Raw genomic sequence first — 17,405 nt, 5'->3', positions numbered from 1 at the left:
ATTGTTGATGAGATTAAAGAATATCGGTCAATTCAGCAATATCTTTTAAAAGATAATCCGGCTTTTCTTTTGCAAGTTCCTCTGCTGAATAAGAACCGCTTGGTATGGCAACTGATAAACAACCTGTTTCTTGGGCACACTTAATATCCAGCGGCGTATCGCCGATAATGTAAGTGTCATTTAATTGAATCTCGTAGTTTCTAACTTTTTCTAAAGCTTTTACTACTAAGTCCGTTCTTTTTAACGCCTCGTTACCAAACACACCTGTCTGGAAAAATTTCCTTAGATTTGATTTTTCCATCTTCATCCAACCTATTTCCTCTACATTGCCAGTCAAAAGGCCAAGAATTAAATCTTTCCTTCCTTGCAACTTTTGTAAAGTGATTACAACATTAGGTAAAACAAATTTTTCTAAATCTATAGAATTCTTCTTAAAATACTGAACCATATGTTCGAAAAGCAAATCTAATTTTCCCTTGCTTTCCGTGGAACTAATACCTTTCGTCCCCAAGAACTCAATCAATATTTGTGAATCGATTTTCCCGGCAGTTGGTACCTCTTCTAAATTAACAGCCACACCAAAAACTTTTTCTGTCGCATATGAAAAAGAGGCCCGATGAGCACCATCAGCACCGCTCTTTATGAGTGTGCCATCGATATCAAAAAGGAGTAATTTCATATCCTTAAGAGCACTATTAAATCAGGTTCGGAGAGAATTTTGACGCCAAGTTTTTGGGCTTGGGTATATTTACTGCCGGGGTTCTCCCCTGCCACTACATAATCAGTTTCCCGAGACACTGAACTACTCACGCGTCCACCTAAAGCCCGGATTGAATCCCTTGCTTGTTCGCGAGTGTAATTCTGCAATGTTCCGGTTAACACAAAAGTTTTGCCGGATAATTTTCCGGGAGCGGTGGATTGAACATTCTTAACCGTAATCCCGGCCTCCAATAATCGGTCAATAAATCTAAGGTTATTTTTATCCTGAAAATAATTATAGACGCTCTTAGCCACTACTTCCGCCACTCCTTCTACCGCTATCAACCGATCTACGGTAGCAGTCTTCATCTTTTCTAAAGTGTGAAAATGATTAGCCAGATCTATCGCTGTCTGTTTGCCGATATTTCTGATGCCTAAGGCATATAAAAATCTGTCCAAAGAAATTTTCTTGCTTCCCTGAATACTTTTAATAATATTTTCGGCGGATTTCTCGCCATGCCGGTCTAATCCGGCAATATCTTCTGCGCGCAAATCAAACAAATCAGCCGCATCTTTGATCAATCCCAACTGCAGAAAAGCTTCCACATTTTTAACACCCAGCCCTTCCATGTCAAAGGCATCTCGCGAAATAAAATGTTCGATACCGCGAAGACGAATAGTAAAACAACTCTTATTTACACATCGATGCGCCGCTTCACCATCTACACGCTCGACTTTTCCGCCGCAAATAGGACAAATTCGGGGCATCCGCCAGGCCGAACTATCTTTACTATGACGAATCACTTTGACGATTTCCGGAATGATATCGCCCGCTTTTTGCACCACTACACTGTCTCCGATCCGAATATCTTTCCGCTTAATTTCGTCTTCATTGTGCAAAGTTGCTCTTTTCACGGTACTGCCTGCCAACCTAACCGCCCGGAGCTCCGCTACGGGCGTTAAAACGCCTGTCCGGCCTACTTGGACAACTATATCCTCTATGGTTGTTTCCGCCTGTTCGGCTGGAAACTTATACGCGGCTGCCCAGCGCGGCGATTTAGCCGTCACTCCCAATTTATCGCGCAGAGCAACGTCATTCACTTTGATTACGATACCATCCGTAGCATAAGCAAGTTTAGTGCGCTTTATCCCCCACTCTTCAATAAATTTTTTAACTTCGGCCAGACTCTCACACAACCGAAAATTCTCATTGATTTTAAACCGCAAAGTTCTCAATTCCTCAAACATTTGAACTTGGTTGGCCACGGTAATGTCGCCGGATAGATCATAAAAGAAACTGGATAATTTTCTGGCGCTAGCAATCCGAGGGTCCAGTTGCCGGACTGTTCCCGCCGCCAAATTACGCGGATTGGCATATTTTTCTTGGCCCAATTTAGTTTGTTCCTGATTGATTCTAATAAACTCGTCTTTTTCAATATAAATCTCTCCACTAACTGTGATATCCAAGGGCCGGACTAGTTTTAGGGGAATGTCGCGCACAGTTCTCACCGTATGTGTAACATCCTCTCCTACTTCCCCGTCACCGCGTGTGGCGGCCTGCACTAATTCACCGTTTCTATATGTCAGAATCATCTGCAAACCATCGATTTTAATTTCACAAGTATACTTCGGTGATTTACCAAGTAATTTAACAACGCGGTCGTTAAATTCATCCAAACCATCCCAACTAAATACATCATCCAACGACATGCGTTTCTTACTATGGCGCACTTCCTGAAAACCGGCTTTCACTTTATCCCCGACCCTTTGTGTGGGCGAATCGGTTAATAACAGCTTGGGGAATCGCTGTTCTAAATCAACCAATTCCCGGTAAAGTGTATCGTAATGCTCATCGGAAATCTCCGGTTTATCTAAAACATAATACCGGTAATTATGGTAGTTGATTTCCTCTACCAATTGTTTTATCCTGTTTGCCGCCTTTGAACTATCCACTCTTCTATTATAAGGTATAGGGCAGATTACTGCTGAGGGGGCTGATTTTTGTCTGATTGTTTTTTAAGATTTTCCAAAGAAATCCATTCGTTTTCTTTGAGTTCGTTCGCTTTCGGAGCAAGAGGTGGCGGAGTCGATCCGGGCTTAGTTCCGCTGGCTTGCAGATCATGGATCAGATTAGATTTAGGTTTATTCTTCTCAATAGCAGAAATCAAATTCTTGAGTGTTGCTTCTTGAGGTTTGACTCTACCTCTAGGGTAAACTCTTTTCACTTCGCGCCGTGGCTCTCGAGCCTGACTAGGTACTGGCGGTACTACTACTTCCGTTTGAGCGGATTGAATAGCTGTTTTCATGTCAGTAGCGCCCGGCAGATCAACCTTTAAGGCTGGCCGAAATGGCACTGGCCGATTAGGCAAAGGTCGGCTGCCGCCGCTGTTGCTAGTATAACCACTGCTATTACCATAACTACGACTAGGTGTTTCCCCTCGCGGGACATAGGCACTGCCTGCCGCCGTTTCTTCCAATAGCTCTTTGATTTTTTCTTCCACAAAAATGGCTGGCTTGGTGTAACGTTCATGCGACAGCGCAATGATTTTTTCCGTATTATGATTATGGTCGGCGGGAGGCGGCAAGGTTTGTGCAGAAAATGCCGGCATCGTCATTCCATCGACTGACAATTTCAAATAAATATTATAAATGTTTAAATTAACTAGATCGTTAGCATCAAATATTGGTGCAAATTCTTTCATCAAACCATCCGCATCATCCGCCCCGACCCGGAAAGAAATTAATGTTCCGACGTTGCCGAAAATGGCATTTTTGACTTCATCCGAAAGTTGAGCCATATACTGATTAGCCACCGTGAGCGATAAATTATATTTTCTCGCCTCTGAAAGAATCGTGGCAAACGAATCGGTAGCAAAGTTTTGGAACTCATCCACATATAAATAGAAATCCCGACGCTCACTGGGTGGAATATCGGCCCGGGACATAGCAGCCAACTGGAATTGGGTCACGATCATCGATCCCAATAAATTGGAATTGTCGTCGCCGATAATTCCTTTAGATAATTTAACCAGCAGGATTTTGCCTTCGTCCATTACTTTTCTAAAGTCGATGCTGGATTTCGGCTGACCGACAATGTTTCTAATAACCGGGGAGGACAAGAATTGTCCGACCTTATTTAAAATCGGGCCAATGGCCTCACCCTGGGCTTTCGGATCTAATTTGGGCCATTCGTTCGTCCAGCGCGATTTAATCATGGGGTCTTGGATACTTTCTAATACCTTGCCGCGGAATTCCTTGTCGGTAAAAATACGCGGCACCATCAACAAAGTGGCGTTAGGATAATCCATCAGTGCCAAAACCGCCGACTTCAGCCAATATTCCAAACGTGGGCCCCAAGAATCGGCAAACAAGTTTTTAAAGCTGCCTACGATACCGGAAGCAGTTACTACTTTATATTTCGGATCAGCTAGTTCAAACATGTTAAACCCGACCGCAAAATCACGGTCGCCCGGGTCGAATACAATCACATCGTTCACTCGATAATTAGGTATAAAGTCTAATACATCCGTGACGTCTTCTCCGTGCGGGTCAATCATGGCCACGCCGCGATTTTCTCTAATATCATCAATCGCCATATTCTTTAAAAGCACGGATTTACCCACGCCGCTTTTACCAATTACATAAACATGCCGACGCCGATCTTTGAGTTTAATACCAAACTTTTCCTCACTACCCCGGAAGTTAGTTTTAGCTAGCAGTGTTAATTCGGTGGATTGAATACTGGCTTCCAACGGCAAATTAGACGGGGGTTCGCCTTTTTTAGAGCCAGCCCAGACAATATTGGGTGTGGTTACCGACACATTCGGCAAATGATAAATACTGGCCAATTCTGTCACATTTAAAATAAAATTAGATACTCCCGGACTTCTTTGGCTGTAGGCCGACAAAATCCCAGCTTGATCATTTACAAATTGCCCCACTTCAAAATAATTGAGGTTGTTAGTATTAAATTGTTTGAAAGCTCCGACTGCCAGTTGTAACTTACTTTGCGCCAATTCTGGTTGCCGATCTAAAACAATTATCCGTAGCGTAGAGCTGAAACCCAACTTAGAACTCTTGGCTTCCACTTCTTTTAGGGCCTGTTCCATGCCTGCCGATAACTCCACTGGTTTAGCTACTTTTTCTGTGGGTTGATAAGTCCCGCCTTTAAAGATAGTCCCCACTACTTCACCCATCAGTAAACCGATCTCTTTCAATACGGCTTTAGCAAAGGTAGCCCGTTTGTTCCCAGTTCTGACATCATTAATAAATCGGACGGCCCGATCGCGCCATTTATTCCCTTCCGGCCACACGATCAACTGAATCCAAATATGCTGATGTTCTTCTAGTTTACTCAACGTACTGGTAATAGCGGCCAAAGGGTCAACGTCGAAGTTCAGAAAAGTCTTAATGGGATATAGATCCGACCTACCCAATTTTAATTCCGTGGCTACCGCAAAGAGATTTTCCGGTAATTTGGTCGGATCAGCATAATCGCGCATTTCCATAATATTTATATTGGGGTATTGGGCATACAGCTGACTTTCGACATATCCGCGCAAGGCCAGCGGCACCCACACATAAAACCGGATGGATTTTTCTTTAGCTTCAATTTCGAAACTTAATCGGCTTTCACCAATACCGTGCAAACTGGAAAATAAGGCTTCGGCTGCCAAAGGGGTTTTATCATTTTCTTTCGGTACATCAATGGCTAACAAAACTGCGCCAGTGGTAGTATCTACCCGAGGCCCTTCTACGCGCCGAGGAGTCATCAATTTACGTCTAAACAGCAACCACCAAGCTACCAAAATAACCACTATCCACCCTAGGGCGAGACCGACCAATAAAATAATTCCTGACAGATTTTCCATCAGTGTGTCTCCTTAATTAACATGGGGTTCGGGGTTAGATGGATCACCCGACAATACATAAGTAGATTTAGCTACCTTTTTGAACAAGGCGTGATTCTGTAAGTTGGCAATAATAGTATTCTTTTTCACTTGTCGGCTCTTCAGCACTTCCGCCACTATTTCTCCTACCGTTAGCGGCCGACCTGCTTTTTGTAATATTTGCTTGATAACATCCGCCACGACTCCGGGTTGATATCCCCAGACTCTCAGGGCATAAATCCCGCGCCCTACTAGGACAAATCTAGCGTCGCCAATCAGTTCATTATGAACAGTCCGATTCAATACTTTTTTCTCGGATGGATATCTTTTTTGGATTAAACGAGTAATGTCTTCAAAGTGCAGCGGTTTGCCAGCTTCTTCTAAGACAATAAACACTTTATCGCGGATCCGCCGCGGCATCACCAGCGGCCAAGCCGATAAACCCCAAGCTCCTTGATGATCTAAGCCTAGCTTATGGCTGACTTTGAAAACCCCGGCGATCAAAGCGCTATCAATATTGGGTAATTGTTGATTGATTTGCCGCACTAATTCTGTTTCGGATATAGCTTTACCGGAGAGTTCTAAAGTCTTTTGCGCCTGAGCTTCAATTTGAACTAATAAATCTTGAGTGATAGTCTTGGCTACCCAGCCTTCTTTAAACAAAGGTTGTTTTTTGAGCGGGACTACTTTATCATAGGCATCCATTAATAACCGTAAAGCTTTGGCATCAAGCTGAGCATCTAAATTGTCTGGCTGCAAATGAAAATATTGAGCCAAGTGTTCCATTTCAGCAATATTACCATTGGCCAGAAGATAACTCTCAATAGCTTTAATAATTGGTTTCAATGATCCGGAAAATTTCTTGCTCACCTTTTTTAAGGCAGCGTGTTCAATTTGGCGGACTCTTTCCCGGGTCACAGTAAAACGCCGGCCGATACTTTCTAGCGTTTCCTTACTGGCTTCACTATTAGATAAACCGTAGCGCATAACCAATACTTCTCGTTCGCGCTCGCGCAGATCACCCAAAACCCCACTAACCAGTTTGAACGGCTTGAGAATGTTCATTTGGGCAGTTTCGCTTTCAGACAGAAATCTTTTTAAAAGAGAGCCGTCTCCTCCGGGTTGGGCTGAAGCATCTGATTGGATAGGGTTAATTGTGTCCATCTCTTACTATTTATTATACCGACTTTACTAATTAAATTATATCACATTACTAAATTTATGTCAATATATAAATAATCCCCTTTCCATCCAGAAAGGGGCTCTAGCAGCTTATTTCCTACAACTTGACACTAATTGACCTGGGCCGATTCTAACACCTGTAATACCTCTTGTATTATTTGTTCTCTTGTGTTGTTATCTGCTTCTTGATAGCTTTTTAATTTAATAACGGCATCTTCCCAAACTGGCTTAGAAATCAAAGCATAGCCTTCTAAGGAAGGTTTCTCCCCAATATCAGCGCTAATCCCACTAATCCCGTCCGGAGTGAATACTAGTATGCTTAGCACTCCTACCACTACAATGACCCCTGCTACTAACCCAGCTAATTTTAATTGATGTTGATGCATAGATTTATCATAAACCTCTGGCAGAATCTGACAAATTATCTTTGATCAGGCGGGCTTTTTGTCCAACTATTTTTTCTAGCTCACTTAGACTGGCCTGGCGGGCGGCCCGCAAGCTTCCGAAGACTTTGACTAGTTTTTTCTGCGTGGCCGGGCCGATGCCGGGGATCTTGGTGGTGCCTCGTAACTCCCGGCTATGCAACACAGCTTGGTAAGAAATCGCGAAGCGATGGGCTTCGTCACGAATTCGTTGTAATAGTTGCAGTTCCGGCGAACTCAAAGATAATTTAATCCCCGTAGCTTGATCGGACGCAAAAATTTCTTCTTCCCGTTTAGCTAAACTTATAATCTTAGGGAGATTAGGTAAATTGATTTGATTGGTTTGGCGAATGATAGTGTTTAATTGCCCTTTACCGCCATCAATCAAAATCAAATCGGGCAGATTTTCGGCAAATCGTTTGTCGGCTAAGCGCCGCGGACGCAGGCGGCGATAAATCATTTCGCCCAAAGACGCATAATCGTCAATCCCACGCACGGTTTTAATCCGAAACCGCCGATATTGCGCTTTGGCTGGTTTGCCATCCACAAATACTACCATAGAACCCACGGTGGCCGTCCCGCCCAAATGAGAAATGTCATACGCTTCAATCCGCTTGAGGCGTTTGATCTGCAATAACTTTTGCAGCCGGGTGAGGGCAGTTTTAATTTGCAAATTGGCGCCAACTTTAGCGCTGGCTTGTTCTACGGCATTTTTTTGCACCAAGAGAGATAATTGTTTTTTAATCCCCTTTTGCGGCACGGCAATTCTGACGGTATGACCGGCTAAATTACTCAACCATTTTTCTAACGCCACCCTATCTTTAGGCAAATGCGGCAATAAAATTTCTTTCGGCCAGTTATCCAGGGTGGCGGAATAAATTGACCGGAGCGCTTCCCCGACAAATTCGTCTAACTTGATTTCCATCGGCAAACGCAACACAAATGTTTGATAATCGATTACTTTTCCTTGTCTGATCTTCGAAATAGTCACCACCGCCTGTTCGGAGGTTACCAGCCAGCCCCAAATATCCTGACTAATCAATTCATCCGGCTGGGCCACTTTTTGCTTGGAAACAATAATATCAAGGGCGGCAATTTGTTCGCGGAGCTTCAGCGCGTCTTCAAAGCGTTTGCCCGCCGCAGCCGCTTCCATCCGCTCTCGCAAATACTTCCGCCAATCTTTGGCCTTACCGCTCAAAAAATCGATTACTTCATGCACCACTTGATGATATTCGGCACTGGAACTTTGTCCGACACATACACCCAGACATTTGCCCAGATGCCAATTCAAACAGGGTTTCACCCCACCTTTTCTTTTGTCATCCCGAGCGCAGTCGAGGGATCTCGAAGTTGGTGCTCGTAGATTCTTCGACTTCACTTCGTTACGCTCAGAATGACATGAAGTTGGCACATTTTTATTTAAAATGGCCGCATTAGCACACAGCGGAAAAATTTTATTGATCAACTGTAAAGTATATTTTACCGCCAATCCGCTGGTATAGGGCCCAAAATAGCGCACCCGAGCCTCTTTTTTAATTGTGCGTGGATTGCGCACCACCTCAATCACCGGATAGGGCTGATTAAGATCAATCCTAATATACTGATAGCTTTTATCATCCCGCAGTAGAATATTGAATTGGGGCATGTGCTTTTTGATTAACTGATTTTCTAGAATCAAAGCTTCGGTTTCGGTATCGGTGATCATAAAATTCAGTTTGGCTACTTTTTCCAACAGTTTACTGGTCTTAATCGGCTGGTTAGTTTTGTTCCAATAAGACGCCACTCGTTTGCGGAGATCTACCGCCTTGCCCACATAAATTACTTTGCCAGTTTTGTCAGACATCAAATAGCACCCCGGCTGCCGCGGCATCTTCCCCAAATCTGGTTTAAATCGTACCTGAATCATAACCAACTTTCTAGAACTAATTGAGCAACCATCAACCTAAAACTTTTTTTAGATACTGGCCGGTGTAACTTTGTTTAACCTTAGTAATATCTTCTGGAGTGCCTACGGCGACAACTTCGCCGCCTTTATCCCCGCCCTCGGGACCTAAATCAATAATCCAGTCGACCGTTTTAATGACATCCATATTGTGCTCGATCACTAAAACCGTGTTGCCCTTATCCACTAATTTATTCAGTACTTCCAGCAGCCGTTTAATATCATCAAAATGCAGTCCGGTAGTGGGTTCATCCAAAACATAGAGGGTTTTTCCAGTACTGCGGCGAGACAGTTCAGCGGCTAATTTAATTCTTTGCGCCTCCCCTCCGGATAGCTGAGTAGCCGGTTGGCCCAACTTGATATAACCCAAACCTACTTCTTGCAGAACACTCAGTTTATTTCTGATCGCCGGAATGTTTTGAAAGAAACCCAGCGCTTCAGTCACTGTCATTTCCAATACCTCGGAGATATTCTTTCCGTTAAAACAAATCTCCAATACTTCATGATTGTAGCGTTTGCCCTTACAGACATCGCAAGTCACATACACATCGGGCAAAAAATGCATCTCAATTTTGATTACCCCATCGCCGGCGCAATTCTCGCAGCGACCGCCTTTGACATTAAAACTAAATCTACCCTGTTGATATCCGCGGATTTTGGCCTCCGGTAATTTAGCAAACAGATCGCGCACATCCGTGAATACCCCGGTATAAGTCGCCGGATTACTGCGGGGACTGCGGCCAATCGGCGATTGATCGATCGTAATAATCTTGTCTATATAATCAATCCCTTCCACTACCCGATGTTTACCTGGTAGTTGATGAGCTCCATGCAAAACGTTAGTCAATTTTTTGGCCAAAATTTCATTCACGAGAGTCGATTTACCAGAGCCTGACAAACCCGTCACTCCTACTAATAACCCCAAAGGAAATTCGACATCAATGTCTTGGAGATTGAATTCGGCGGCACCACGGACCACCAGTTTTTTCCCATTACTCTTACGCCGCTGGGCCGGTAAAGGAATACTCTTGCGACCCGACAAATATTGTCCCGTTAATGATTTCGGATTTTTCTTAATTTCTCCTGGCGTGCCCACGGCAATAATTTCTCCCCCAAAATCACCCGCTCCCGGCCCCATATCCACCACGTAATCGGCTGCTAAAATAGTTTCCGCATCGTGTTCTACCACAATTACCGTATTGCCGAGATCGCGTAAACCTTTTAATGATTGGATCAATTTATTATTATCATGCTGGTGCAAGCCAATTGATGGTTCATCTAAAATGTAGATCACACCCGACAGGCCAGAACCAATCTGGGTGGCTAAACGAATCCGTTGGGCTTCTCCGCCCGACAAAGTGGTCGCGCTCCGATTTAAGGTCAAATAATTTAAACCGACTCGTTCTAAAAACCTAACTCGCTCTTTCAACTCTTTGAGGATCTGTTGGGAAATAAAAGTTTCTTGCTGATTCAATTGCAATTGATCGAACCACTTGACCATCTGTTCCACCGACATGGCCGAAACTTGCACAATCGATTGGTCTCCGACGGTAACCGCGACTGATTCTGGGCGCAAGCGGCCGCCCTTACAGACCGAACAAATGCGCTCAATCATGGCCTTATCAATTTCAGCTCGCACAAAATCGGAATCAGTTTCTTTATACCGCCGCAATAAATTAGGAATGACTCCTTCAAATTTAACTACATATTCATTAAGCCGACGCCCATGCGTACTTTGATGATGTATCACGACTTCTTCTTCGCCAGTACCATACAAAAGCGCTTGCCAAGCTTTGGGCGAAAATTCTTCTACCGGCCGATCTAGTTTAAAACCATACTTTTTCCCGACTCCTTCCAAAATTTTTTGCACCCAACCTGTCCCGCTGCTCATACTAAAACCTCCTGCCCGGATGGCTCCTTCGTTGATGGACAATTTTTTATTCGGAATCAATAGCTCAGGATCGATCTCCTTGGTAATGCCTAATCCCGTGCAAGCCGGACAAGCACCCTTAGGATTATTGAAAGAGAAACTTCTGGGTTCGAGCTCCGGAATGCTCACACTGCACTTAGGGCAAGCTAAACTTTCAGAAAAAAACCATTCTTTATCTTTTTCTATGTCCCAAACTATAATTGTCCCCTCACCCAAACGAACAGCCGTTTCTACGGATTGGGTAATGCGACTGCGATTAGAGTTATTATTTATTTGGGCCAGATCTAGCCGGTCTATCACAGCTTCAATAGTATGATTTTGAGTTTTAGCCAATTCGATTTTGCTATCCAAATCTACCATTTTTCCATCAATTCTCGCCCTTAAAAATCCTGTTTTTTTAATATTTTGTAAAACTTCTTTCCCTTCGCCTTTTTTGGCAGATACCATCGGGGCCAGAAGAGCAAATTTGCTTACAGGTAATTTTTGGATCTGATCAACAATTTGGTCCACCGTCTGCTTGGCCACCACCGCGCCGCATTTATAACAATGTGGTAGACCAATCCGGGCATACAACAGACGGAGATAATCATAGATTTCTGTAATCGTTCCCACGGTTGACCGAGGGTTAGAAGAAGAAGATTTTTGGTCGATAGAAATTGCTGGCGACAACCCGGTAATGCTTTCTACATTAGGCTTTTCCATTACTCCTAAAAACTGCCGAGCATAAGCAGACAGCGATTCGACATAACGGCGCTGGCCTTCGGCATAAATAGTATCAAAAGCTAACGAGCTTTTGCCCGAACCAGACAATCCAGTAATCACAATAAATTGATTGCGAGGGAGTTTAACATCAACACCTTTGAGGTTGTGTTCACAAGCCCCTTTAATCTCAATAAATTCGTTCACTAGCGCCACAATTAGCCAAGCTTAGGACCAAACATCACCCAAGCAATGTTAGTTAAATCGGAGAAATAATCAGTAACTGTAGTACCTAAAAGTTGCATTAACCATTTCATAAGAATATATAGTATCAGGCCGTAAATAGCTGATAAAATAACATTTTTAGCCATTTTAACTCTCCCTGGTTCCCCGCCGGAAAGAGCATAAATAATTCCTCCGGCTACCACCGCCGCAACGGCGATCACCCCCACCAGCGGCCCTGCTGCTTCTTGAATCAGATCAGCAAAAACGTTAAAACCGGCTGCCGTATCGCCAGAAGGGAGATCTTCAGCTAAGGCTCCTCTAAACCAATATTTTTCTGCCAAAACTAGCAACAAAACACTGCCGGTCATAATGAGCCCAGGTGGAGCCAAGAGCCTTTTAGGCAAAGAATTGGCCTGGTTAGACTGATCTTTACCCTTCTTCATAGCTTGTATAATAACTTAAAACTCAGAGAAAATCCAGACTTTAAGCCTTAATCTCCTTATCGACAAAACCACAACTCTGGCATACTGGAGCCTTTTTAGTCTTAGACGCTGCCATCCAACCGCCACAAGTTGGGCATTTCTCTGGCACTGGCCTGTCCCAACTGGCAAAATCGCATTTCGGATACACGCTGCAACCATAAAAAACCTTTCCTCGCTTGGTGCGCCGTTCTACGACCTTACCGCTACTGCATTTAGGACAACTCCCGCCCACTTCGCCATTATTAGGATTGAGATTTTGGATATAATCGCATTTCGGATACCCGCTACAGCCCAAAAAATCTCCGTATCTGCTTTTGCGCTTCACCATCGGATTGCCGCATTTAGCGCATTTTACGTCGGTGACTTCTACCGGCTCTGGTGCGCCGCTTTTTTCATCGAGCGGTTTAGTGTTTTTACATTTAGGAAAGTTGGTGCAAGCCATGAATTTACCAAATCTGCCCCGTTTGATCACCATCGCCCCTCCGCATTTTTCGCACACCTCGTCTGTTTTTTCACCTTCATTTTGCCGGGATAATGTTTTTTCCTTCTCGGTTAGGATTTTAGCAAAAGTCTGATAAAATTCCCTGATCACATCTTGCCACTTGCGTTTGCCGTCGGCGATTTCGTCTAGATCATCTTCCATCCGGGCGGTAAAATGAACATCAACAATATCAGGAAAATGTTGTGCCAAAAAATCATTCACCAAAAAACCAGTTTCTTGGGGAATTAAATAGCGTTTTTCTTTTTTAACATAACCCCGGGTAGCAATAGTCGTTAATGTCGGTGCATAAGTGGACGGCCGGCCAATCCCTAGTTTCTCTAAGGTTTTAACTAAAGCTGGCTCGGTGTACCGCTCAGGCGGTTCGGTGAATTTTTGTTCTGACATCACTTCCTGGGCCTGTACTGGTTCATTTTGGGTTAAGGCTGGCAGGGTGATTTCTGACACCGGCGATTTAGTGAGCACAGTAAAGAATCCCGGGAATTTGATCTGCACTCCCTGGGCAGTTAAAGTTTTATCTGTCGATGTCACTATCACATCAGTTTGACTCAAAATGGCCGGGGCCATTTGGGAAGCCATGGTTCTTTCCCAGATTAAACGATACAGCTTGGCCTGATCTGGAGATAGAAAAGGCGATAGGCTGTCTGGAGTCCGAGACGGCACCGATGGACGGATCGCTTCGTGCGCTTCTTGGGCAGTTTTGCTTTTACTTTTGTACGTATAGGCTTTGGTCGGTACATATTGCGGGCCGAATTGTTGATCCACCCAACTGCGAATATCATCAATCACTCGCGAAGAAATATTAACCGAATCAGTACGCATATAAGTAATTAAACCAGCATGACCGCCTTCACCCAAAGCGACTCCTTCATAAAGCTGTTGAGCTAAGAGCATGGTTTTTTTAACACTGAATCCAAAGCGCGTTCCGGCTTGCTGCTGCAAGGTAGAGGTGGTTAAGGGCTCTCCGGGGTATCTTAGCCTATCTGCAGTAACTAATTTAGTAATTTGCGAGGGGTTTGCTTTAAGATCGGCCACAACCTGGTCGGCCGTAATTTGATTATTTACTACTGCTGGCTGATCACCAATGGTAGCCAACTCGGCAGTAAATTTTCCCTGCTTGGCTTGATAGACAACTTTGATCTTCCAATATTCTTCTGGAGTAAACTTTTGGATTTCGCGTTCGCGGTCGACAATCAACCGCACCGTGACTGATTGCACTCGGCCAGCCGATAACCCCCTAAATATTTTTTTCCATAACAGTGGGGATAATTTATAACCGACTAATCGATCCAAAATGCGGCGGGCCTGTTGGGCATCCACTAAATTAAAATCAAGCTGCCGCGGATGTTCCAGCGCTTCTTTAACCGCCTCCCGAGTAATTTCATGGAAGGCAATTCGCGGAACTTTTACCGGATCAATCCCGAGAGCTTGCGTGATATGCCAGCCGATCGCTTCGCCTTCCCTGTCTTCGTCAGTTGCTAAAATAAGATCCGGGTATTGTTCATACAGATTTTTTAATTTAGTTACCACTTTGCGGCTGGCAGTAGGAATAATGTAATCAGGGGAAAAATCGTGTTCTACATCGACGCCTAATTTAGCTTTAGGCAAATCGCGCAAATGTCCCATCGATGCCTCTACCACGTAGCGGTTGCCTAAAATATGACTGATAGTGCGCGCCTTGGTGGGCGATTCCACTACTACTAATTTTTTTGATTCAGACATACGAATTTTAATTTATATACTCTATTGATTTCTCTGGTTCAGAGATGATATTTCTAATTGCCTTTAATTCTTCTTGACGAGCATCAGTTGCTTCAGAAATACTATTTTCTATAGCTCTAGCAAGTTCATCTTTTTTGTTTGTTATTGGTATTAAAAGATACTCTTTCAAATATTCTTCGTTTAATTCCCGTTGAGTATAACCGCTAGATAAATGAAGCAACTGGACTTGTATCAAGTTTGATTTGAATATACTCCATAATATACAAGCTTCTTCGCGATTTGAAGGACGAATGCCGTAGAAGCCACTACTAGCTAATTGTTTGTCTAACGACAACGGAATAATAGCTACTTTTTTCAATGACCTAAATGGTTTCGAAAAAATTATGTCATTTTGTCTAACTAGAAGCTTAGCCCTATCAGGCAGTTGTTCCCTTGTGCCTTCATCGCAATCATCCTCCATAATAAAACCTCTCTCCTTATCAATGGTGCTGATATCAATATATTTGTATATCGCGTCTGAATCATCTGTTTCTTCTGTGTCTATGTTCGGTATTTTTTCAAAATCAGACAAGGTCTTTATTTCACATTTGCCTTTACTGCTCAAAGAGCGAAGTTTACTTAAAAGATTGTGATAGCTTGGTTGGTGAAAAAAGACATCTAATCTGTCTGGAATCTTTTCGGCTGGGACCAGAAAGAGTAGATCGTGTTCATAATCCTTCAATGGTTTTTCACCTTTAAAATAGAGTTTCCCCTCTAATTCGTATCTTTTATATTCCTTCAGGACATTATCAAAATCATCTACGGACAATTCTTTCCCTGATGTACTGTGACCTACATTTTCTATTTCCCTTGCAAAAACAGGGGGCTGTTCTTGTACTGCTGATATTCTCTTTTCAAGATATAGAATTGAGGTGATACCACCCGCCTCTTGATTAACAAAAGTATGAGTTGGTAATTGAAAAATGGCTTTAATAATGAAATTATTCCTAATATAATCTCTGTATTCTTTATGAGAATAACTGTTAAGAACAGAGTTGTCCAAAATAATTAGTAATTTTCCACCTTTTCTCAATAAACTGTTGTACCTAGCAATAAATAAAACATTCGATTTTACTGAAGATTTTAGTTCCGTTGTTCCACTTTTTAAGGTCAGATTTTGTGTATAATCTGAATTTGCATATTGTAAAAGGACTTCTTTTTCATCCTTATCTTTTTGGCTGTAAGACATACTAAAAGGTGGATTAGTAAGAACCACATCAAATTCAACCCCTTCTTCCACGAGAAGTTTCTTTAGTTCTTCTAATTCTTTCTTAATAATTGGATTAGTGCCTTTAGTGATAGAAATGTTTTTATCTAATGAGTCGGCACAATAAATCCTACTTCCACCATCACCATGCGCATACATGTTTATTCTGGCCACCCTAGAAATTTTGGGATTGGCTTCTATTCCCCAAAGAGCCTCAGTTTTTATTTGAGTAAAAAGTTCGTTTTTATATGGTATAAGGCTATTATTGAGTTCGACTTTACTGGTTAAGTCTGCCATTGCATCAATGAGAAAACCTCCACTACCACAACATGCGTCAAGAACTCTATCAATTTTGTTTTTATCGTTCTCTCTTACAATCCTCAGATTTGCGAGCTTAGTCATAAACTTAACGACTTTTCTGGGTGTGAAGTATTGACCTAATTCCTTACCTCTGATTGTAGCGTTTAAGAATGTTTCAAACATACGGCCATTTAAGTCTTCGTCTATGGCATAGAGATCGTAGTTTTGTAACACTCTAACCACCTCTTTGATTGTTGGGGCTTTTAACTCTATTTGACCTTCTAGGAAAATTTGTTTCTTTTTATTTTTATCAATCTCCTCTTGAAGCTTGTCATAAATATCTTTAAACAAAATTGAACTTAGTGGATTTTCTGTTTCAATTTCCCGCTCTTCAAGCCAGTCTGTTGAAAACTTAAAATCAGTCCGTCGAAGTTCTTTATTTTCATTCTTTAATCTGTGTATACGAGCATCTTCACTAAGCTTTACGAAAATTATCTTAGAAAATTCATAAAAAGCATCTGTTGGACTGATCTTTTCCTTTTTCCAAATAATATTATGACATCTATTAAATGATGATTTTACTTCTTCTACAGTTGGTTTACTCAAAAAATTCTGAAGCGAGAAGTCTACATTGCCAGCTAAATGTTTTACATGTTTTACATCCAACAAGGAAATGAGTTTTTTAAAGAGTACACTATTCTCATTAAAATCTTCAAAATTACAAATTAATATAGGTTCTTCCTCATCCCAATTATAAAGGGCAAATGCCACTCCATTAGTCAAAACTGTATACCGAACTGGGTTTTCGTTTCTGAATTTTTTATTTAAGGCTAAAGCATAACCCGATACTTGGTAAACATAATTATTAATATTTTCTTGGGGGGATTTTGCGTCTATTACAATCTTTGGTTTGTTGTTCACAAAACAAACATAATCAGGTTTATACTTTTCGTTTTTAGCCCCTTTTCCGATAAGAAATTCATCAAGCGATGTTTTGGTTTTTATTTGATTATCAGAATATCCAAGATATTGTAATAATCTGATGACAAAGAATTGTTCCACATCGCTTTCATTTGAAAGAGAAGAAATATCACAAAAGATGTTTTTTTGACTGTTCATTAATTTTATGATATATACTTTTTGCTAAAAACACAAGTAGTGGTCTTTC

Annotated in this window: 10 protein-coding genes; all 10 read right to left on the bottom strand. The window is 42.3% G+C overall.

What is annotated here, in order from left to right; all coding sequences use genetic code 11:
- Positions 1-13: 13 nt before the first annotated feature.
- The 10 genes from WC805_00775 to WC805_00730 all read right to left on the bottom strand — a co-directional run bounded on the left by WC805_00775 (position 14) and on the right by WC805_00730 (position 17,356).
- Positions 14-679 (bottom strand): HAD hydrolase-like protein, encoded by a 666-nt coding sequence (locus WC805_00775; protein MFA5967038.1) that lies wholly within the window; start codon positions 677-679, stop codon positions 14-16.
- Positions 676-2,652: an NAD-dependent DNA ligase LigA gene (ligA, locus tag WC805_00770; GenBank protein MFA5967037.1), complete on the bottom strand. Its 1,977-nt coding sequence runs from the start codon at positions 2,650-2,652 to the stop codon at positions 676-678. Before ligA ends, WC805_00775 begins: the two co-directional genes overlap by 4 nt.
- Before the next feature lie 26 nt (positions 2,653-2,678).
- Entirely contained in the window at positions 2,679-5,570 is a 2,892-nt protein-coding gene (locus WC805_00765) for a TraM recognition domain-containing protein (protein MFA5967036.1), read from the bottom strand.
- Between the two features lie 12 nt (positions 5,571-5,582).
- Positions 5,583-6,752, bottom strand: coding sequence for a sigma factor-like helix-turn-helix DNA-binding protein (locus WC805_00760; protein MFA5967035.1), 1,170 nt, complete (start codon positions 6,750-6,752; stop codon positions 5,583-5,585).
- Between the two features lie 128 nt (positions 6,753-6,880).
- Positions 6,881-7,156 (bottom strand): hypothetical protein, encoded by a 276-nt coding sequence (locus tag WC805_00755; protein ID MFA5967034.1) that lies wholly within the window; start codon positions 7,154-7,156, stop codon positions 6,881-6,883.
- Between the two features lie 7 nt (positions 7,157-7,163).
- On the bottom strand, positions 7,164-9,098 hold the full coding sequence (gene uvrC / locus WC805_00750; GenBank protein ID MFA5967033.1) for an excinuclease ABC subunit UvrC: 1,935 nt from the start codon (positions 9,096-9,098) through the stop codon (positions 7,164-7,166).
- A 31-nt stretch (positions 9,099-9,129) separates the two neighbouring features.
- A complete protein-coding gene (uvrA, locus tag WC805_00745; protein MFA5967032.1) occupies positions 9,130-11,970 on the bottom strand; it encodes an excinuclease ABC subunit UvrA in 2,841 nt (946 codons plus the stop codon).
- A gap of 11 nt (positions 11,971-11,981) precedes the next feature.
- A complete protein-coding gene (locus WC805_00740; protein MFA5967031.1) occupies positions 11,982-12,431 on the bottom strand; it encodes a hypothetical protein in 450 nt (149 codons plus the stop codon).
- A 40-nt stretch (positions 12,432-12,471) separates the two neighbouring features.
- The gene (topA, locus tag WC805_00735; GenBank protein ID MFA5967030.1) at positions 12,472-14,691 is read right to left on the bottom strand and encodes a type I DNA topoisomerase; all 2,220 of its coding nucleotides are present in this window, start codon (positions 14,689-14,691) and stop codon (positions 12,472-12,474) included.
- Positions 14,692-14,698: 7 nt separating this feature from the next.
- The gene (locus WC805_00730) at positions 14,699-17,356 is read right to left on the bottom strand and encodes an N-6 DNA methylase (protein MFA5967029.1); all 2,658 of its coding nucleotides are present in this window, start codon (positions 17,354-17,356) and stop codon (positions 14,699-14,701) included.
- Positions 17,357-17,405 lie beyond the last annotated feature (49 nt).

The sequence above is a fragment of the Patescibacteria group bacterium genome, from assembly GCA_041659905.1.
Lineage (GTDB): Bacteria > Patescibacteriota > Kazan-3B-28 > Kazan-3B-28 > UBA10110 > UBA10110.
Note: the sequence above shows the minus strand (reverse complement) of the source record. Positions and strands in the feature narration are given on the sequence as shown.